This is a genomic window from Symbiobacterium ostreiconchae, from assembly GCF_055396975.1.
In genome coordinates, this window is sequence record NZ_AP042454.1 from 3,056,670 (window position 1) to 3,076,241 (window position 19,572).

A 19,572-nucleotide genomic window follows, 5' to 3' on the forward strand; every position below is an offset into this window, starting at 1 on the left:
ACGGGGTACCACCGGCGCTCGGTCCTCGCAAGGTATGACGCATTCTTCGGTGTCTGAGTTCCGGCAATCTTTCGCAACGCCTCGGGAATCCGTCTGCCGCAGCAGGACAGACGCAGCCCCGGCGCCTCGCAGGCGACGGGGCTGAACACGTTCCGGCCTCGGGATTCAGTACAGCCCTGCCGGGGGATTCAGCAGATCCCGCGGGGTGATGATCCCCAGAAGCTCCTCATCCTCCCGACCGCTTTCCGTGATGAGGATGGCCTCCAGCGACGCGCTCCGCTTCCCTTTCGCCGGGGAGAAGAGCTCCACCGCGTCGTACCAGGTGGCGTGCCGGGCGACGAAGGCGACCCTGCGCCCCTTGTACTCGTCATGCCGGAGCACGTCGCCCACCGTGACCCCGTCAAACTCGACGCCGCCGTTGTGCACCGAGTCGGCCAGCCACTGGGCCACGCACCGGGAGGTCAGCAGCCCGGCGAACCGGCCGTACCGGAAGACCGGGAACTGGGTGTAGTGGTACTCGCGGATCCACCGGAGCGGTCTGGCGATGGAATCGTCCCACGCCAGCCGCCGGACCTCCCGCCGGAACAGAGGGTATACCCGGGGCGGATCCATGATGGTGTCCGCCAGCCGCTCGATGGCCTCCACCACCTCGGGCCGGGGGTCTGCGATGATGCGGACGGGGAAGTCCCTGTCATGGACGATGGCATTGCGCAGTGCGCCGAACTCTTTCAGGTCATCCGCATAGCGCCGGATCACGCTGTACCGCTTGGACGCCTGGTCGACCACGCTGGCGAAGCCGTACCGGGAACGGTCGACGTCCAGCAGGCCGCGCAGGTAGTCATCGATGCGGTTGTAAGCCCGGAGGAATCGTTCAGCCGTCACTGCGCCTCACCTCACCAGATGAGGTACGGCACGGTCTGGATGATTTCCTACTTCAAAAAACGATCGCGGGCCTGCCAACGACCGGATCTGGGCCACGAACTCCGCCTCACCGGCCGCCGGCGACGCGCTACTCCACGGTCGCCACCGGCGCTCCGGCCTCCACCGCCCCCTCGCGCTCGAGCCGCCAGGCGCGCTTCTCATCCAGGTTCGTGAACAGCACCGGCGTGGCCAGGGAGGGCACCTCGCCCTGAATGTCGGCCAGGTCCACCCGGACCAGCGGCTGGCCGGCCCTAACCCTGTCGCCCTGCGAGACCAGCGCCCGGAAGCCCCGGCCCTGGAGCTTCACCGTGTCGATCCCGATGTGCACGAGCACCTCCAGCCCATCGGGCGTGCGGATGCCCACCGCGTGCCCCGTCGGAAAGAGGTTGACCACCTCCCCGTCCACCGGGCTCACCACGGTCGCGCCGTTGGTGACGTCGGGAAAGACACAAAAACCGTCGCCCATCATCTTCTCCGCGAACACCGGGTCGGGCGCCTCCGTGACGGGCTTCACCTCACCCGCGAGCGGCGCCGCCACGGTCAGCGGCTGTCTTTTCCTGCCAAAGAAGCCGAACACGACTGCGTATCCCTCCTGCATCAGCCGGGTCCCCGCAGGAACCCGATCCTTCCGGTTTCTGCAACCGACGTACGTCTCCCTGCTAGTGTGTCCGACGGTACTGCGCCGCGCCAGTGGCCCGCGCCGCCCCGGGGCCCCGGCTGCCCGCGTTCACACATAAGCCTTAGACGTGCTTTCGGCCCCTCCGGATCCGCCCCGACCGCTTCCCGCGGCGGCTGCGCGCCTGGGATGCAGTGGCCGCGGGCCCACCGCCGCGTGGACCCATCGCCTGCCCTCTGCATACCGTGATGGGGAATCGCCCGCTCATCCCCGCAGGTGGGCGGAGAACAGAGGGAGGAACAGCAGATGCGCGACCGCAGATTCCGGCGGGCCCGCGCGTGGACTGCGATCCTGCTGGCGGCGGCGCTCCTGGCCGCATGCAGTCCGCGTTCGGCGCCCAAGGAGGAGAAGTTCACCGTACGGTTCACCGAGGTCATCCACTCCATCTTCTACGCCCCGCAGTACGTGGCGCAGGCCAAGGGGTTCTTTGAGGAGGAAGGGCTGGAGGTCGTGGCGTCCACGGCGCAGGGATCTGACCGGGGCGTTGCGGCGCTGCTGGCGGGGACGGCTGACATCGCCATGGTCGGGCCGGAGACGGCCGTCTTCGTCCACAACCAGGATTCGCCGGTCAAGGTGAAGATCTTCGCCCAGCTCACCGCCCGCGACGGCTCGTTCCTCCTGGCCCGGGAGAAGCCCGAGGGCGAGTTCTCCTGGACGGACGTCAGGGGCAGATCCATCATCGGATGGCGGCCGGGCTCCATGCCGCAGCTGGTGGCCGAGGCGATCCTGCGGCAGCACGGGCTGGATCCCGACACCGACCTCGACTACATCGACAACCTGGCGGCGCCGGCCATGGTGGGCGCTTTCCTGAGCGGCCAGGGGGATTACATACAGGTCTTCGAGCCGAGTGTGAGTGAACTGGTGCAGGGAGGCCACGCCTACCTGGTCTCCTACCTCGGCGCCGACTACGGTGAGATGCCCTACACCGCCTTCCTGGCGACCGACAAGTTCATCGCCGAACACCCCGACGTGATCCAGCGGTACACCAACGCCATCTACCGGGCGCAGAAGTACATCTTCGAGACCGATCCCCTGACCGTGGCCCAGGAGGTGGCGCAGTTCTTCGAAGGGACCGACGTGGAGATCCTGGCCTCCTCCATCCAGCGGTACCGGGACGAGGGTGGATGGGTGCGGACGCCGGTCATGAAGCCCGAGGATTATGAAAGACTCCAGGACCTGATGATCGCGGGCGGCGTGCTGGAGCCGCACCAGCGGGCCCCGTTCGACGCCATCGCGACCAACCAGTTTGCCGAGGAGGCGGTTGAGCAGGTGAAGTAGAGGAGGTCGGACACATGGACCGTCCCCGCATCGCCCTGGAAGAGGTCTGGCTGACCTACCTCTCCCCCCGGGGGGCGACGCAGGCCCTGGCCGGCGTCAGCCTCGCCGTGTACCCGGGGGAGTTCGTCTCCATCGTCGGCCCCAGCGGCTGCGGCAAGTCCACCATCCTGTCGCTGATCGCCGGGATCCTGCAGCCGACCGCGGGCCGGGTGCTGCTGGACGGCGAGCCGGTCACCGGCCCGTCCCAGCGGGTGGGCTACATGCTGCAGCGCGACTACCTGTTCGAGTGGCGGACGGTCAGGGAAAACTGCCTCATCGGCCCCGAGGTCCAAGGGCAGGACCTCGGCCGGGCCCGGGGCCGGGTCAGCCGGCTGCTTCAGAAGACCGGTCTCAGCGCCTTCGCCGATGCGTACCCGGACCAGCTCTCGGGCGGCATGCGGCAACGGGTGGCCCTGGTGCGCACCCTGGCCATCGACCCGGACATCCTGCTGCTCGACGAGCCTTTCTCCGCCCTGGACTTCCAGACGAAGCTCATGCTGGCCGACGAGGTGTGGAGCCTGCTGAAGGCCGAGCACAAGACCGTCCTGCTGGTGACCCACGACATCTCCGAGGCCATCTCGATGTCCGACCGGGTCATCGTCCTGTCCCGGCGGCCGGGCAGGGTGAAATCGGTACATGAGGTCCGCTTCGCCGGTCCCGAGCGGCCCGTCCCGTTCCAGGCCCGAAGCGCCCCCGAGTACGGGGGGTACTTCCACCGCATCTGGGCCGAGCTGGATCCCCCGGGGAGGTGAACTGCAGTGTCCGATGAAGCGCTTCTCGCCCGCTACCGGCAAGCGCTGCGGCGGCGCCGGTGGGCGGTGGCGGCCGCCCGGGCCGCGCTGCTGCTCGTCTTCCTCCTGCTGTGGGAGGTGGCGGCCGCCCGCTACTGGGTGAACCCCATGCTCACCAGCCGGCCCAGCGCAGTCTGGCAGACTCTGGTCCGCATGACGGCGTCGGGTTCCCTCTGGGTCCACGTGGGCGTGACGCTCCAGGAAACCCTGGCCGGCTTCGCCATCGGCATGGCGCTGGGGATGGGGATCGCGATCGCCCTGTGGTGGTGGCCGGCCCTGGCGGCGGTGCTGGACCCCTACCTGGTGGTGCTGAACGCCCTGCCCAAGATCGCCCTGGGGCCTATCTTCTACATCTGGCTCGGCCACACGCTCTCGGTCTACGGCATGGCCGTGGCCATCTCGGTCATCGTCACGATCGTGATGCTCCACAGCGGGTTCAGCGAGGTGGAGGCCAACCAGGTGCTGGTGATGCGCACGTTCGGCGCCACCCGGGGGCAGATCCTGCGGAAGGTGGTCATCCCCGCCTCGCTGCCCACCCTGATGGCGGCCCTGAAGGTGAACATCGGTCTGACGCTGGTCGGCGTGATTGTGGGCGAGTTCCTCTCCGCCCGCGCCGGCCTGGGGTACCTGATCATCTACGGCGGCCAGGTCTTCCAGATGCAGCTGGTGATGACCTCGGTGGTGATCCTGGCCGTCATGTCGGCCCTCCTCTACCTGGCGGTGACCTGGGCGGAGCGGCTGGTCTCCCGGCTCCTGCACCTGCCGATGCGGAGTTGACCCGCCCGGCTGGCAGGAGAGTCCGGCCCATTCGTAGAAGTAACGTGGCACAGCAACGATCGGAGACGAGTCCAGGGGGCGGAGCCGCACGGGCTCCGCCCTCTGGTTGGAGACTGGGGGGCTCCGGTTTGAGTCGCAGAAACCGCTCGCAATCGGTGGGCCGGAGGGCCGCGGTGATCCTCGGCCTCGGCCTCTGCATCTGGCTCTTGCTCTGGTGGACAGGCCGGGCCGGGATCTGGACGACCGTCGCCGTGTGCGCGGGCGTTGCCGCGCTGCTGCTGGTCACGCTCGGGACAGGGGCGGACCGCCCCGCCGGTGCCGGGACGCGCCGCGCCGCGGACGAGACGCTGCCGGAGTGGGACCCGAGCGGCTCGGAAGCCTTCGAACGCACGCCCAATGCGGTGCGCCCTGAGTACAACGCCCTGCCGGACGACTGGCCCCCTGCGGGCGGACGGGAAGCGGCTGCGCCGCTTCGTCGGGAGCTCCAGCAGGGACGGGGGATTCCGCAGGGAGAGTCGCGAGAGCAGGAGTTTCCACGGGGACAGGAGATTCTGCGGGGACAGGAGATTCTGCGGGGACAGGAGATTCTGCGGGGACAGGCCCCCGTGCGGGGACAGGCCCCCGTGCAGGGACAGTCGCTCGGGCGGGGGTCCGCGGCACGCCGGGACGACGCTGCCCGGATCACCGCTTGGCCGGAACCGTCCCCCGGGCGGTTGCCGCCCCCGCTGCCGCCGCCCCTTTTCGGCAACCCGCGCTCCCGGCCGATCGTGGCGGGGATGGAGCACACCGTCCGCGTGCGCACAGCCGGTCCCGACAGACCGCCGGCGGCAGGGCCCGGTCCGGCGGCGGGCAGCAGCGGCCGCGAGGGCGCTGCGGCGGCCCCCGACTCGGTGCCCCAGGCGGGGACAGGCGCCCGGGAGGACACGGTCGTCACGGCGCCGGACAGGGAGGCCGGAGGCGATATCGCAGTCACGGCGGTGGATCTGAACGCCGGAGGCGATGTCGGCGTCACGGGGGTGGATATGAAAGCCGGAAGCGGCACCGTGGTTCCGACAACGGACACGAATGCCGGAGGCGATGCCGGCGTCACGGCGGTGGACACGGACGCCCTGGACGACACCGTCCTCACGATGGCGGACACGGCCGCCCTGGACGACACCGTCCTCACGATGCCGGACACGGACGCCCGGGGCGACACCGCAGTCACGGGGGTGGATCCGAACGCTGAAGGCGATATCGTCGTCCCTGCGGCGGACACGAACGCCGGAGACGCCGCCGCGGTCGATGAGGTGGCCGTCACGGCGCTGCCCGGGCTGCAGGGGCCGGCGGCGCCCCCGCCGCTCCGCCTTCCTGAACTGACCGACGCCGAACAGGCGTCCCTGGGCCTGAAGGATCCAGGCACCAGCTATCCGTCGGCCCTCCTGCCCCACGAGCCCGGCGACGGTGGCGTCCCGGCGGAGCCCTACCACCTCCCCTCCCTCGAGCTGCTGCCCCTTCCTGAGACCGAGAGGGGGCTCTCCGACGACGAAATCCTGGAGCGGGCGGCGCTGCTGGAGCGCACTCTGGCCAGCTTCGGCGTTGAAGCGACGGTGGTCGACTTCGCCTTCGGGCCGGCGGTGACGCGCTATGAGCTGCAGCCGGGGCCGGGGGTGCGGGTGAACAAGTTCACCGCCCTGGCCGACGACATCGCGCTGGCCCTGGCCGCAACCGACGTGCGGGTCGAGGCGCCGATCCCGGGCAAGTCCGCCGTGGGCATCGAGGTGCCCAACAAGGAGCGGCTGGCCGTGCCCCTGCGGGAGGTCCTGCAGTCGCCGGAGTTCCTGGCCTCCACCTCCAAGCTCACGGTGGCGCTGGGCAAGGACAACTCTGGTCGCCCCGTGGTGGGCGACCTGGCCCGCATGCCCCACCTGCTCATCGCCGGTGCGACCGGCTCCGGCAAGTCGGTCTGCATGAACACCATCATCTGCTCGCTGCTGTACAAGGCGAGGCCGGATGAGGTCAAGATGCTGATGATCGACCCCAAGATGGTCGAGCTCTCCATGTACAACGGCATTCCCCACCTGATGGCCCCGGTCATCACCGACGTCCGCAAGGCGGCCGGGTACCTGAAGGGCGCCGTGAAGGAGATGGAGTCCCGTTACGAGCTCTTCGCGGCGCTGGGCGTGCGCAGCATCGAGCAGTACAACCGGCTGGTCGCGGTGGATCCCGGCCCCGACCCGGCGCATCCCCGCCGTCCGCTGCCCTACATCGTCATCTTCATCGACGAGCTGGCCGACCTCATGATGGTGGCGCCGGCCGACGTCGAAGACGCGATCTGCCGGCTGGCGCAGATGGCCCGGGCCTGCGGCATGCACCTGGTCATCGCGACCCAGTCGCCCCGGGTGGACGTGATCACCGGCCTCATCAAAGCCAATATCCCCTCCCGCATCGCCTTCGCCGTGTCGTCCCAGGTAGACTCCCGGGTCATCCTGGACACCACCGGCGCCGAACGGCTCCTGGGGCGGGGCGACATGCTCTACCATCCCGCCGGCCTTTCCAAGCCCATCCGGGCGCAGGGGGCTTACATCAGCGAGGCGTCCGTGGAGAAGCTGGTCCAGTTCGTGAAGGCCCAGGGGCGGCCGGAGTACACCGCCCAGGAGGTGCCCCTGGAAAACGGCGGGAGGAAGGGCCGCAACGGCGGGACCGGTGGCCAGGCGGCCCAGGAACCGAACGGGCCGGCTCCCTCCGCCGTCGACGAAGCGCTGCCTGAGGCGGCCCGGATCATCATCGAGCACGGCCACGCCTCGGTCTCCCTGCTGCAGCGGCGCCTGCGGTGCAACTACACCAAGGCCGCGCGGCTGATCGATCAGCTGGAGGAGATGGGGCTGATCGGCCCGCACCAGGGGTCGAAGCCCCGGGAAGTGCTGGCCACCATGGCCAGGTGGCACGAGCTGTTCGGCAACCGGTCAGGGACGGGCGACCCCGGGCAGCCGACCGAGTGAGGGAGTGATCGTGATGGCGATCCGCACCGTGAAGGTGACGACACCGGAGCAACTGGAGGCGGCCTTCGCGATCCGGCGTGCGGTCTTCATCGAGGAGCAGAACGTGCCGCCCGAGGAGGAACTGGACGCCCTGGACCAGACCGCCGCCCACGTGCTCGCCCTCGGCCCCGGCGGCCGCCCGGTGGCCACGGGGCGCATCATCCCTTACGGAGAGCGGACGGGCAAGCTGCAGCGCATCGCGGTGCTGCGGCCGTTCAGGGGCGGGGGCTACGGCCGGGCGGTAGTCGAGGCCCTGGAGGAAATCGGCCGGAGCATGGGGTTCACCCGCTTCGTGCTGGGCGCTCAGACCCATGCCGAAGGGTTTTACCAGAAACTCGGGTACCGCACGACCTCGCCCGAGGTCTTCCTGGACGCCGGCATCCCCCACGTGCACATGGAAAAGGTGCTGGAAGACTGAGCCGTTCACCGGACAGGGTGGGGGTATGCGCGCGGGCCCCCTACCCCTTGTTCGGCTTCGCTGGTGATGGCGCCGGACTATCCTGGCGCCGCCCGGTACACCCGCCGATCTGTTCCGCCGCCAGCGAGTGCGAACAGCCCAGACACCCGGCGGTCAGCACCAGCCAGTGCGAACAGCCCAGACACCCGGCGGTCGGCACCAGCCAGTGCGAACAACCCCTGCACCCGCCGGCCATCACCAGCCAGTGCGAACAACCCCTGCACCCGCCGGCCATCACCAGCCAGTGCGAACAACCCCATACGTCCCAAGACAAGGGCGGTGCCCCCTCAGGCACCGCCCTGCTCATATAGTCGATACCGTAACAGACGGCCCGTGCGAACGCGACCAGCCCCTCTACCGGCCCTACTCGCCCATGAGCAGGCGGGCGTACGGCGAATCGATGGGAATCACGATCGTCGGCTTGCCGTTCAGGGTCGTCTTGTACGACTCCAGGGTCCGGTAGAACGAGTAGAACTCCGGATCAGCCCCGAAGGCCTCGTTGTAGATGCGTGCCGCCTCCAGCTCGCCCTCGGCCTCGATCTCGGCCGCCTGGCGGGCCGCCTCCGACACGATCAGGGTCGCCTCCTTGTCGGTGCGGGCCCGGATGATGGCCGCCTGCTCATCGCCCTGCGACAGGTAGTCCTGCGCGATCTTCGACCGCTCCGACTTCATGCGGTTGTACACCGACTCCAGGTTCTGCGGAGGCAGATCGGTGCGCTTCAGCCGCACGTCGTGGACGGTGATGCCGTAGTTGGCCAGCTGCTCGTTGACCAGGCGGGTCACCTCGGTGTTCAGGTTGCCGCGGGCCGACTCGCCCTCCGAGATGATCTCGCCGAACTTGAGCCGGCCCAGCACGCCGCGCACGGTGGAGTAAACCGCCGCGTCGATACGCTGCTCGGCCCGCGCGATGGTCTGGGTATTCTGCACAAACAGCAGCGGATCGGTGATCTGCCAAACCGTGTAGTGATCCACGATAATGGGCTTCTGATCGGCGGTCAGCAGCTCGGCCGGGTTGCTGTCGTGCACCATGCGGTACTTGGGCAGGGTCTGGGCCGACTGGAGCAGCGGGATCTTGTACGTTGGCCCGGCCTCGGTCACCACGCGCTGCACCACGCCGGTCCAGGAACGGACCACCAGGTACTGGTCCTCACGGACGAAGATCACCTGGCTCAGGGCGCCGGCGATCAGAGCGATGGCGGCGATCCAGACCAGCAGCCGCCTGACCTCGCCCGGGTTCACCTCGAGCTTCAGTTCGATGGGCTCACGCTGCGGGTTCACTGGCTGCCACCCCCTCCCGGCATGATGGGCAGGTACTTGATCGTGCCGTCGCTCGAATCCACGATCACGATGTCGGCCCCGGGCAGGATCTGCTCCAGGGTCTCCAGCAGGAGGCGCTCCCGGGTCACCTCAGGATTGGCCTTGTACGCCTCGTAGAGGGCCTTGTACTGGGCGACGTCACCCAGGGCCTGGTTGATGCGGGCCTGCTTGTTGGCCTCGGCCCGCTCCAGGAGCTGCCTCGCCTCCGCACGGGCGGCGGGGATCCGCTCGGCCTCGTACTTGCCGGCTTCGTTGATCTTGGTCTGCTGGGCCTCCCGGGCGTCCGTGACCGCCTTGAACTCGGCGGACACCTGCTGCGGCGGCTCCACGTCCTGCAGCTTCACATCGATGATCATGATGCCTGCGCCATAGCTGTTCATCAGATCGACCAGCTGCTGCTCGACCTCTTCCTGGATTTCGAACTTGCCCGTCGTGATCGCCACGTCGAGGCCGGTGGTGCCCATCACCGACCGCAGCGCCGCGGCGGTGGCGTTGCGAAGCAGACGCTCCGGGTCTTCCACGCCGAAGAGGTAATGCTCAATATCCTGGATGCGCCACTCCACCAGCAGATCCGCCCACACCAGGTTCTCGTCGCCGGTGATCATCAGCGCCTCGTCCTCCACCAGCTCGACCCTGCCGTTTCGCTCGCGGAAGCCAAACTGCAGTTCCTGCGTCTGCTTGGTGGGCAGGACCACCGCCGTCTCCAGCGGCCAGGGCAGCTTGGTGTGCACGCCCTTTTCCACCTGCCGGGTCGCCCGTCCCATCGTCAGCACCAGGGCCGACTCGTGCTCCTCCACCCGGAACCACGTCGTCAGGGCCAGGTTGGCCAGCAGGGCCACCAAGAGCAGCCCCAGGAGAGCCCTCCGTATCACTCGCACTCGCTGCAACCCCCTTTGTTCACATGTTAACGATTGCCCTATCAAGCGTCCAGTGAAAGGATGCACGATCCCCCCCAAATGGTTCACGCCAACTCACATTCGGCGCCGCAGTCCCCGGGGGCATACTACGGCGCAGGAGGTGCAGGTGATGCTGCGGGGGGACGTCGACCGCTTCTACCAGGCGATCCGGCGGGAGCATCCCGATCCGCCGCCAGGCCCGATCCGCCGGCTGGACCACGTCAGGGCCATCGCCGACTACTACGCCCGCCTCTCCCAGCAGGAGCGGCTCCTCATGCTGGCCTGGGCGCGAAAGGAGGAGAGCGGCATCGGAATCATCCCGCTGGCGCTCTCCGCCATTCCCTTCTTCGGCCTGATTGTCAGCTCCCGGCTGCAGGAAGTGCTGCATCAGCTGCCCATCTGGCAGATCTTCGCAACCTGGATGCTCTTCGGCACCCTGGTCCTGCTGGGCTTCTACATCCACCAGCGGCAGAAAGCCTACACAACGCTGCATATCGCCCTCCTGGAGCAGGCCATCCAGCAGTGGGAGGCCCAGCGGGAGGCCGGGGTAAGGCCGTCCGCGCAGCCTCCTGCAGCCGGACCCGCCGCGGCGCGGCCGGAGGGCGGCGAGCAGGATCCGGCCCCCGAGGAGGACCGCCGGCTCACGCTGCCACCGGAACCGGGCGTACATTGAAGCGGCTCCGAAGCCGCTCCGCCGACCTGTGCCGGCCAGGGGCGCACTCAGAAAGAGGGCAGTTCCTCACCGGCCAGCACCCGCCGCTGTATGGCGACCACCGCCTCCGGCCGGATGCGGGCGCGCAGGATTGCCGCCAGTGACGCATCCCGGGCCCGGGTGAGGAGCACCGCCTCGGTGTCCGCCGCCTCCCTGGCGGCCTGGCTGCGCAGCGGCAGCCGCTTCAGGCCGGGGGCCAGCAGCGGCGCACCGCCGTCCCACACGGTGGCGTCGATCTGGCCGGTGAGCAGCAGCGACATCGCCTGGGCGTAGGAGATCTCCACCATCTCGACCGCCTTGCCCCGGCATTCATCCAGGGCCAGCCGCATGTGGTCGTGCGAGGCGGGATCCACGCCGATCCGCATGCCGTCGGCGATGCCCTCGGCGTCCTCCCGGACCAGCAGCACGTGTTCCCCGACGCTCGTGCCCGGCCCGAAGGAGAGCACCAGCTGCAAGTCGCCGGCCGCGGCCTCCGCCTCCCACGCCATGCGGGAGGCGATGGCGAAGTCGCAGCGGCCGGACCGCAGGAGCTGGATGCGGCTCTTGCCGCCCCTCACCTGCGCCAGCACCAGCGGCACCCCGGCGCCGGCAAAAATGCGGGTGAGCCCCGTGGCCAGCCCGGCGAAGTGGAGCGAGTAGGCTACAGGCATGACGCCGATCACGGTCTCCAGCCCGGCGAGGGCCATCAGCTTCGGGTAGTCCAGCTTCGCGATGAACGAGCCGAGGCTGCCGCGGCGCTCCAGTTCCACGGCGCCCTCGTCGGTCAGAAGCTTGATCGCCGCCTGCACCGTGCCGCGGCCCGTCCCGAATTCGGCGGCCAGTTCCCCCACCGACGCGAGCCGGTCTCCCACCCGGTGCGCCGCGAGCCGCCGTGCCAGCTCCACAGCCACCGAACCGTACCGGTGAAGCACGGACTCACACCTCCCGCACATAGCATAACATGGACAGGGCATCCGGGGGGGTCGTCTAGAAGAAGGAACTTTCGCACGCAACGGCGAAGGCTCTATGTGGCGATCCGCGATTCGGGCAATTTGAGTTTGTGAGATCGTACAGGTTTCTGTACGCTTTGCGGAAGCCTGCCAGCGGGACTATCGAGGAAGGAAGTGACGCCATGACGCTGGATGCGCAGACCCTCGTGCAGGAACTCACGGCGCTGCTTGGCGAGGACCGGGTGATCACGGATCCCCAACGGCTGGCGGAACGGTCGGTGGATACGTGGCCCCTGCGGCTGGTGCAGCGGGTCGTCGGGGCGGAGCCCGTCCTCCCCCGCCTGGTCCTGCGGCCCCGCAGCACCGATGAGGTCTCCCGGGCCCTGGCGTGGCTCAACGCGCGCGGCATCCCCGTCGTGCCATACGGCGGCGGCTCCGGCGTAACCGGCGGGGCCGTGCCCGAGGCGGAGAGCGTGGTGCTGGACCTGGGCGACATGAACCGGATCCTCCGCCTCGATGCGGAGAACATGACCGTGACGGTGCAGCCCGGTGTCTTCCTGGCGGATCTGGAGGCCTGGGTGAACGAGCGGGGCTTCATCACCGGCCACTACCCCCAGTCCATCGACGTCGCCCAGGTGGGCGGCCTGGTGGCCACCTTCAGCGCCGGGCAGTTCTCGACCAAGTACGGCAACATCGAGGACATGGTGGCCGGGCTGGAGGCCGTGCTCCCCTCGGGCGAGGTCATGCGCGTCGAGTACCTGCCCCGCCGGGCGGTCGGCCCCGACCTGCGCCAGCTCTGGGTCGGGTCCGAGGGGGCCTTCGGCGTGATCACCGAGGTCACGCTGAAGCTCTTCCCCAAGCCCGAGGACCGGTGGATGCAGGGCTACGCCGTGCCCTCGATGCGGCAGGGGCTGGCGATTATCCAGCGGTTCATGCAGGCGGGGTGGAAGCCGGCGGTGGTGCGGCTGATCGACTTCGTGGAGGCCGCGCGGCTTCTGCAGGACACCCTGCCGGGCGAGGAGGCGCTGTTGATCCTGCTCTCTGAGGGACCGGCGGGCTACGCCCAGGTGGAGGGCGCGGCGCTGGACGAGATCGTGCGGGCCGGCGGCGGCCGCCCCATGGGCGAGCGGCCGGTGGAGCTGTGGCTGGAGCGGCGCAACGACGTGCACGAGTTCGACCAGTACATCAGCATGGGCATCATCGTCGACACCATCGAGGTCGCCGCCCCCTGGACCCGCATCGCCGACATCTACGAACAGGTCACAACCAGGCTGAAGGCGGAGGTGCCCGAGCTGCTGGTGATCATGGGCCACTCCTCCCACAGCTACATCCAGGGAACCAACCTCTACTTCATCTTCGGCGCCCAGCCGCCCCGGGACCCGGCCGAGGTCGAGCGGGTCTACTGGTCGGTCTGGGAGCGGGTCATGGCCATCACCCGGGAGTGCGGCGGCACCATCTGTCACCATCACGGCATCGGCAAGCTGCGGGCCCGCTGGGTGCCGGAGGAGCTGGGCACCGCCTGGCCCCTGCTCCAGCGGCTGAAGCAGGTCCTGGACCCCAACGGCATCATGAACCCGGGAACACTCCTGCCCCGTTCGTAGCGGAAGGAGATGGTGACCATGACCCTGCATCCCTTCAGCCCCGCGGGCCGGGCGGCGGCGCTCCGGCGGATGGCTGAAGAGACCTTTGACCTGCTGGTGGTCGGCGGAGGCATCACCGGGGCCGGCCTGGCCCGGGATGCCGCCCTGCGCGGCCTCAACGTGGCGCTGGTGGAGAAGGCGGATTTCGGCCACGGCACCTCCGGCCGCTCGTCCAAGCTGGTGCACGGCGGGCTGCGCTACCTGGTGCACGGCGAAGTGCGGCTCGTGAGGGAGTCCGCCCGGGAGCGGGCGGTGCTCCGCCATATCGCCCCGCACCTGGTGCACCCGCTGCCCTTCCTCTTCCCCATCTTCCAGGGCGACAGCACCCTCTTTTACCGCACCGGCCTCTCCCTCTACGACTGGCTTGCGGGGGTCACGCCGGCCGAGCAGCACCGGCTGGTAGACGCGGAGACGGTGCTCACCTGGGCGCCGGGACTCCGGGAGCCGCTGAAGTGCGGCATCGCCTACGGCGAGTACATCACCGACGATGCCCGGCTCACCATGGAAAACGCCCGCTCGGCCGCCGAGTTCGGCGCCGCGGTGGCCAACCACGTGCGTGCAGCAGGGTTCCGCAGCGAGGGGGAGCGGGTTGTCGGCGTGCACCTTCAGGACGAACTCACCGGAGACGCCTTCCCCGTCTCGGCCCGGGTCGTGGTCAACGCCACGGGTCCGTGGGCCGAGCAGACCCTGACCCAGAATGCGCTGAAGGGGCCCAAGGGGCTGCTGCTGAGCAAGGGGATCCACCTGCTCTTCCGGGCGGAGCGGCTGCCTGTCGCAGGCGCCGTCACGCTCCGGCTCCCCGACGGCACGATGGGGTTCGCCATCCCCCGCTGGCAGTACGTCTACGTGGGCACCACGGACGTACCGTACGACGGCGACATCGACCGCCCCGGAGCGGACGAGGCCGCCGTCCGCCACCTGCTCCACCTGGTGCAGCACGCCTTCCCGGAGGCGGACATCACCGACAACGACATCCTCGCCACGTGGGCGGGGGTGCGCCCGCTCATCGCCCAGCCGGGGAAGACGCCCCGGGACACGTCGCGCCACGACGAGGTCTGGCGCATCCGGCCGGGGCTGCTCACCATCGTCGGCGGAAAGCTGACCACCTACCGGCAGATGGGCAACCGGGTGATGGCGCAGGTGGCCCGGGAGCTGGGCCGCGACCTGGGCGACAACCGGCGGACCGCCGAGGTGCCGCTGCCGGGCGCGGACGTGGATGCGCCCACATACAGCGCCTTCCGGGACCGGATGATCCGGGAGTACGACGCCGCCGGCATCCCGGGGGCCATCACCGACCGCATCGCCTGGCTCTACGGCAAGGGCATGCAGACCCTGCTCGCTTACGGCCAGCAGGACGAGGCCTGGCTGCAGCCCCTGGCGCCCGGCACCCCCGCCCTCCGGGGCGAGGTGCGCCTGGCGGTGGAGCAGGAGATGGCCATGACCCTCAGCGACTTCATGGACCGCCGGTCGGCCCTCCTGCTGTTCAGCGACGATCAGGGCAGGGCCGCGGCGCCCGAGGCCGCGCGGATCATGGCCGATCTGCTCGGATGGAGCGAGCCGAGGCGGGCTGCCGAACTGGAGGCCTACCTGGCCCTGGCGGACAGGCACCGCCCCGGTGGCGCCGGCCCGGCGGCGGCAGGGAGCCGGGCGGCCTCTGTAGAACCTGTGCTCCATGAACCGTCATAAGCCGTTGAATCCGCATAAGCCGTTGAATCCGCCGTTGGACCTGTCCCGTGTGCACAGCCTGGATCAACTGCATACGGCCGTCGTCGCCTGCGAACACTGCCCCCGCCTCCGCGCCTACTGCGCCGAGGTGGGGCAGCGGCGCGTCAGGCGCTACCGGGACCAGGAGTACTGGGCCCGCCCCGTGCCCGGCTTCGGCGACCCGGAGGCACGACTTCTCATCCTCGGCCTGGCGCCGGGCGCCCACGGGGCCAACCGTACGGGCCGCATGTTCACCGGCGACGACTCGGGCCGCTGGCTGTACGGCGCTCTGCACCAGTTCGGCTTCGCCAGCCAGCCGGAGTCGGTCAGCCGCGATGACGGCCTGCGGCTCACCGGGGCGTACATCAGCAACGTCGTGCGCTGCGCCCCGCCTGACAACAAGCCCAGCGCCGCCGAACTCGCCGCCTGCCGGCCGTACCTGGAGGCCGAGCTTGCGCTGCTCACCCAGGTGCGGGTGGTGCTGGCCCTCGGGCGGATCGCCTTCGACACCTACGTGCGGCTGCGGCGCGCCCAGGGATACGACCTGGGCCGGCCCGTGTTCCGCCACGGCGCCGAGTACCGCACGCCCGGCCTGCCCGTCCTGCTCTGCAGCTACCATCCCAGCCGGCAGAACACAAACACCGGGGTGCTCACCCCGGTGATGTGGCAGGAGATCTTCGCACGGGCCCGCAGCCTGGTGGACGAACTCTCCTAGCGCTGCGGGTGCCGGCGGCTACCCGAGAGTGGTATCCAGCAGCATCATGATGACGAATCCCAGGAGCAGCATGTACGTCGCTGTGCGCTCGTTGCCGCGCTCGTGGGTCTCGGGGATGATCTCGTCGCTGATGACGAACAGCATCGCGCCGCCGGCGAAGGCCAGGGCCCAGGGCAGGATGGGATGGGCCAGCGTCACCGCCGTGACCCCCAGCAGCCCGCCCACCGGCTCGACCAGGCCGGTCAGCAGGGTGATCAGGAAGACCTGGCCCAGGGTGTACTTTTCGGAAAGCAGGGCCAGGGCCACCGCCATGCCCTCGGGGATGTTCTGCAGCCCGATGCCCATGGCCAGGCTGAGTCCGCTTCCCAGGTCGCCGCTGCCGATGCCGACGCCGACAGCCAGCCCCTCCGGGAAATTGTGGATCGTGATGGCGATGATGAAGAGCCAGATGCGCTGCAGCGACGAGCTGGCGGCGCCCCCCTCCGGCCCCTTGATGAAGTGCTGGTGCGGGGAGTAGCGGTCCACAAGGTCGAGGAAGACCCCGCCGAGGAAGAGGCCCAGTCCGGCCACCAGCGCACCCCTGAGCCCGCCGCCGGCGTGCTCCATCGCGGGAACCAGCAGGCTGAAGATCGTGGCCGCCAGCATCACGCCCGCGGCCATGCCGAGCATGCCGTCCTGAATGCGCGGAGAGATCGACCGTGTGATCAGCGTCGGGACCGCACCGAGCACCGTCGCGAGGCCGGCCGCCAGGCTGGCCAACAGGCCGAGGACGATGGGATCTGCCTGCATAAATAGCTCCATCGGTTAACCGACCTCCCGGATGCATCTTACCACGATGGACCAGTAGTCCGAAACAGCACGTTCTGGTCATCCGCACGCCCCGCCCCCTGCGGACCCTCGGGCTCTCGGAGGCATAGGATGGGTGCGAGGGAGTGAAGCCGATGGAGATAGCCGTTGTCAGGCCGGGCGAGTCACTCTGGCAGATCGCCACCCGCTATGGCGTCACCGTGCAGCAGGTGGCCGCCCTGAACGGCCTGCGCGATCCCAACCGCCTGGTTCCCGGCATGGCCCTGCTGATCCCGACGGAGCGCCGCCACGTCGTGAGGCCCGGAGAGACCCTCTGGCGCATCGCGGCCCAGTACGGCACCACCGTCGATGCCATCGCCCGGGAGAACCGCCTCACCAACGTCAACCTCATCTACCCCGGGCAGAGCCTGGTCATTCCCCGGGGGACCCGGCCGGTCATCGAAGCCAACGCCTACCAGGCCAACCTGGCCACCGGCAACGTGGCCCCCACCGCGGAAGCGGCACCCTACCTCACGTACATCTCCATGTTCAGCGCTGCCATCACGGAAGATGGCGACGTCGTGCCACCCAGGGCGGAGTCCTTCATCGACGCCGCCCACCAGGGCGGGGCCGCCGCCCTGCTGACGCTGACCAACTTCCGCGGGTCGACGTTCAGCTCCGACCTGGCCAGCGCGTTCCTCAACAACCCGGCGGCCGTGGAGCGGGCCATCGACGAGCTGGTGATCATCCTCCGGGTGCAGGGGTACGCCGGTCTCAACGTCGACTTCGAATACGTCTACCCGTCCGACCGGGAGGCGTACAACAACTTCCTGCGCCGGCTCCGGCCCCGGCTGCACGCGGAGGGGCGCAGCCTCTCCACGGCCGTCGCGCCCAAGGTCTGGGCCGGGCAGCCCGGGCTGCTTTACGAGGCGCATGACTATCCCGTGCATGGCGAGGTCTGCGATTTCGTGGTCATCATGACCTACGAGTGGGGTTACGTGACCGGCCCGCCCATGGCTATCGCGCCGCTGCGTCAGGTCCGGCAGGTGCTGGATTACGCGGTGACGGCCATCCCCCGGGAGAAGATCCTGATGGGCATTCCCACCTACGGCCGCGACTGGCGCCTGCCGTACCAACGCGGCGTCACCCGGGCCGAGACCTTCTCCCCCGTGGCCGCCACCAACCGGGCGATCGATGTCGGGGCCTGGATCCAGTACGACGAGGACGCCCAGTCGCCTTTCTACACCTACTGGGACGCCCAGGGCAACGAGCACATCGTCTGGTTCGAGGACGCCCGCAGCCTGCAGGCGAAGTTCGACACGGTGAAGGAGTACGGCCTGCGCGGGGTCAGCTACTGGGTGCTGGGCAACCCCTTCCCGCAGAACCTGCCGCTCCTGCAGGACAACTTCCGGGTCCGGCGCCTGCGCTGAAGCCCCGACGCCCCTGTGCCCCTTGCGGCGCAGGGGCCGTTCTGTCTGCACGGGGGCGTTCGCTCCGTCGCGTCCCCCGGCAGGTGTCCCGGGTTCACGCCCGTACGGGCTGTGCGTTCGGCCCGTTCACGTGCGGGCCGTGCGATCAGCGGGCCCTCGCCCATCTTGCCCTCTACCCGGGTCCCCGCCTATATGGGCTGTTCGCATTCGCTGGCGATGGGCGGGCCGCGGGTCGCCGCCCCGAACTCACGCTCGTCTCGGGGCTTGACAGAGAAACAGTTGTTCGCCTATAATGGGAACAACTTCCATTCCAGGGGGTTCCTTCTTTCCATGGCGGCTGTCCCTCTCTGCCGGCTGGAACCGGGATCCGCGAATCCGCCTCCCCACCTCAAGCCAACTGCGCCGGCCGCGGCCGGTGCAAGGCCGGCGTGCCCCCACTGCGGCCACGCCCGGGTGGTGGGCAGGGGTTCCTTCGTGCGGAAGGACGGGACACGCGTTCAGCGCTACGCCTGTAAGGCGTGCAGCCGCAGCTTCAACCCCACCACGGGGACGCCGGAGGCGCGGTTGCGCAAGCGAGCCGAGTGGGAGCTGCACAAGCAGGTGATGACGGCCGCCATCCCGCTCCGCCGGGTCGCGGTCCAACTGGGCGTTCACCTCACCACCGCTTTCCGCTGGCGACACCTCTTCATACAGGCGCTGTGCGGCGAAGAGGAGGCGCCAGTCCAGGGTTCGGTGGCCCTCGGCCACGCCTTCGTCCCCTATTCCGAAAAGGGAAGCCGCTCCTCCACCGGACCGGGGAGCTACTACAGCCGATGGGGCCGCCTGAAGCGAGGCGACACCAGCGCCTTCGGAGACGGGCCCGAAAGCCGGGCCCGATGCGTACCGGGCGCGCCGGTCTTCCGCTACTGCATCGACGCGCGCCCCACGCGGGTGCTGCTGGCGACCAACGGAAACGAGTTCGCCATGCAGATCGCGGGCAACGGCAAACCCACGGCGGAATCGCTCATGCCCCATCTCTCCCGGATGCTCGCGCCGGGTGCGAGCGTCCTGATTGCCAGCCGTGGCCCCTACGATGAGGTGTGCCGCCGCCTTGGCTTTCCGGTGAGCATCTGCCGCTCTTCCTTCGCGGGCCGGAACCCGCAGGAGCGCCGCCTGCTCAGCGCGCTGGACCGGCTCCACGGGTCTCTGGGCGGCTGGCTCCTGGGCTTCCACGGCGTCGCCACACGCTACCTCCACCGCTACCTCGCATGGCTCAGCTGGATCATCCGGAGGGAAAGCAGCCAAAACGGAGCCTGATGCGAGGGGACGGAAGCACCGTCCGGCAGGTCCGCATCTGGCAGGATCTCGGATTGCTCCTCCGGGATGATGGACCGCGCCTGATCGGAGATCCAATTGCCCCCGCCGCTTTTCCAGCGGCGGGGGCGGGCGTTTCCGGGCACAGGCCCGGTGACCTCGGCGGTCTCATCGAGGCTGAATCGGCACCG

The 19,572-nt window shown here is 69.2% G+C and carries 17 protein-coding genes; 11 read left to right on the forward strand and 6 right to left on the reverse strand.

Annotated elements, in window-relative coordinates:
- Window positions 1-165 precede the first annotated feature (165 nt).
- Both ACZ5UM_RS14890 and ACZ5UM_RS14895 read right to left on the reverse strand, forming a co-directional pair.
- Window positions 166-882, reverse strand: coding sequence for a CBS domain-containing protein (locus ACZ5UM_RS14890; protein WP_464845078.1), 717 nt, complete (start codon window positions 880-882; stop codon window positions 166-168).
- 127 nt (window positions 883-1,009) lie between these two features.
- Complete coding sequence (locus tag ACZ5UM_RS14895) at window positions 1,010-1,498, reverse strand: PTS sugar transporter subunit IIA (protein ID WP_464845079.1); 489 nt, start codon at window positions 1,496-1,498, stop codon at window positions 1,010-1,012.
- Window positions 1,499-1,843: 345 nt separating this feature from the next.
- Here ACZ5UM_RS14895 and ACZ5UM_RS14900 point away from each other — a divergent pair, with 345 nt between their 5' ends.
- The 5 genes from ACZ5UM_RS14900 (at window position 1,844) to ACZ5UM_RS14920 (ending at window position 7,920) form a co-directional block, all read left to right on the forward strand.
- Window positions 1,844-2,875 (forward strand): ABC transporter substrate-binding protein, encoded by a 1,032-nt coding sequence (locus tag ACZ5UM_RS14900; RefSeq protein ID WP_464845080.1) that lies wholly within the window; start codon window positions 1,844-1,846, stop codon window positions 2,873-2,875.
- A gap of 14 nt (window positions 2,876-2,889) precedes the next feature.
- Complete coding sequence (locus tag ACZ5UM_RS14905) at window positions 2,890-3,666, forward strand: ABC transporter ATP-binding protein (RefSeq protein WP_464845081.1); 777 nt, start codon at window positions 2,890-2,892, stop codon at window positions 3,664-3,666.
- Window positions 3,667-3,672: 6 nt separating this feature from the next.
- Window positions 3,673-4,482 (forward strand): ABC transporter permease, encoded by an 810-nt coding sequence (locus tag ACZ5UM_RS14910; protein ID WP_464845082.1) that lies wholly within the window; start codon window positions 3,673-3,675, stop codon window positions 4,480-4,482.
- 128 nt (window positions 4,483-4,610) lie between these two features.
- Window positions 4,611-7,463: a DNA translocase FtsK gene (locus ACZ5UM_RS14915; RefSeq protein ID WP_464845083.1), complete on the forward strand. Its 2,853-nt coding sequence runs from the start codon at window positions 4,611-4,613 to the stop codon at window positions 7,461-7,463.
- A gap of 13 nt (window positions 7,464-7,476) precedes the next feature.
- Entirely contained in the window at window positions 7,477-7,920 is a 444-nt protein-coding gene (locus tag ACZ5UM_RS14920; protein ID WP_464845084.1) for a GNAT family N-acetyltransferase, read from the forward strand.
- A 402-nt stretch (window positions 7,921-8,322) separates the two neighbouring features.
- On the opposite strand, the gene hflC is transcribed toward ACZ5UM_RS14920, so the two are convergent.
- Both hflC and hflK read right to left on the reverse strand, forming a co-directional pair.
- The gene (gene hflC, locus ACZ5UM_RS14925; protein WP_464845085.1) at window positions 8,323-9,237 is read right to left on the reverse strand and encodes a protease modulator HflC; all 915 of its coding nucleotides are present in this window, start codon (window positions 9,235-9,237) and stop codon (window positions 8,323-8,325) included.
- The gene (gene hflK, locus ACZ5UM_RS14930; RefSeq protein WP_464845086.1) at window positions 9,234-10,154 is read right to left on the reverse strand and encodes an FtsH protease activity modulator HflK; all 921 of its coding nucleotides are present in this window, start codon (window positions 10,152-10,154) and stop codon (window positions 9,234-9,236) included. The genes hflC and hflK overlap by 4 nt, the downstream gene beginning before the upstream one ends.
- Before the next feature lie 148 nt (window positions 10,155-10,302).
- Between hflK and ACZ5UM_RS14935 the strand changes: the two genes are divergently transcribed.
- Window positions 10,303-10,845, forward strand: coding sequence for a hypothetical protein (locus ACZ5UM_RS14935; RefSeq protein ID WP_464845087.1), 543 nt, complete (start codon window positions 10,303-10,305; stop codon window positions 10,843-10,845).
- 47 nt (window positions 10,846-10,892) lie between these two features.
- Here the strand turns inward: ACZ5UM_RS14935 and yhfZ are convergent, their stop codons facing one another.
- A complete protein-coding gene (gene yhfZ / locus ACZ5UM_RS14940) occupies window positions 10,893-11,795 on the reverse strand; it encodes a GntR family transcriptional regulator YhfZ (protein ID WP_464845088.1) in 903 nt (300 codons plus the stop codon).
- 200 nt (window positions 11,796-11,995) lie between these two features.
- Here yhfZ and ACZ5UM_RS14945 point away from each other — a divergent pair, with 200 nt between their 5' ends.
- Genes ACZ5UM_RS14945 through ACZ5UM_RS14955 form a run of 3 tightly spaced genes read left to right on the forward strand, consistent with a single transcriptional unit; the run spans window position 11,996 to window position 15,872 of the window.
- Window positions 11,996-13,414 (forward strand): FAD-binding oxidoreductase, encoded by a 1,419-nt coding sequence (locus tag ACZ5UM_RS14945; RefSeq protein ID WP_464845089.1) that lies wholly within the window; start codon window positions 11,996-11,998, stop codon window positions 13,412-13,414.
- An 18-nt stretch (window positions 13,415-13,432) separates the two neighbouring features.
- Window positions 13,433-15,139, forward strand: a complete 1,707-nt coding sequence (locus ACZ5UM_RS14950; protein ID WP_464845090.1) for a glycerol-3-phosphate dehydrogenase/oxidase — start codon at window positions 13,433-13,435, stop codon at window positions 15,137-15,139.
- Between the two features lie 49 nt (window positions 15,140-15,188).
- Complete coding sequence (locus tag ACZ5UM_RS14955) at window positions 15,189-15,872, forward strand: uracil-DNA glycosylase (protein WP_464845091.1); 684 nt, start codon at window positions 15,189-15,191, stop codon at window positions 15,870-15,872.
- Window positions 15,873-15,890: 18 nt separating this feature from the next.
- On the opposite strand, the gene ACZ5UM_RS14960 is transcribed toward ACZ5UM_RS14955, so the two are convergent.
- The gene (locus ACZ5UM_RS14960) at window positions 15,891-16,673 is read right to left on the reverse strand and encodes a ZIP family metal transporter (RefSeq protein WP_464845092.1); all 783 of its coding nucleotides are present in this window, start codon (window positions 16,671-16,673) and stop codon (window positions 15,891-15,893) included.
- Between the two features lie 140 nt (window positions 16,674-16,813).
- On the opposite strand from ACZ5UM_RS14960, the gene ACZ5UM_RS14965 reads away from it, so the two are divergent.
- On the forward strand, window positions 16,814-18,088 hold the full coding sequence (locus tag ACZ5UM_RS14965; protein ID WP_464845093.1) for a glycoside hydrolase family 18 protein: 1,275 nt from the start codon (window positions 16,814-16,816) through the stop codon (window positions 18,086-18,088).
- Window positions 18,089-18,562: 474 nt separating this feature from the next.
- Window positions 18,563-19,384 carry a hypothetical protein gene (locus tag ACZ5UM_RS14970; protein WP_464845094.1) on the forward strand — a complete coding sequence of 274 codons (822 nt, stop codon included), beginning with the start codon at window positions 18,563-18,565 and terminating at the stop codon, window positions 19,382-19,384.
- Window positions 19,385-19,572: the final 188 nt, after the last annotated feature.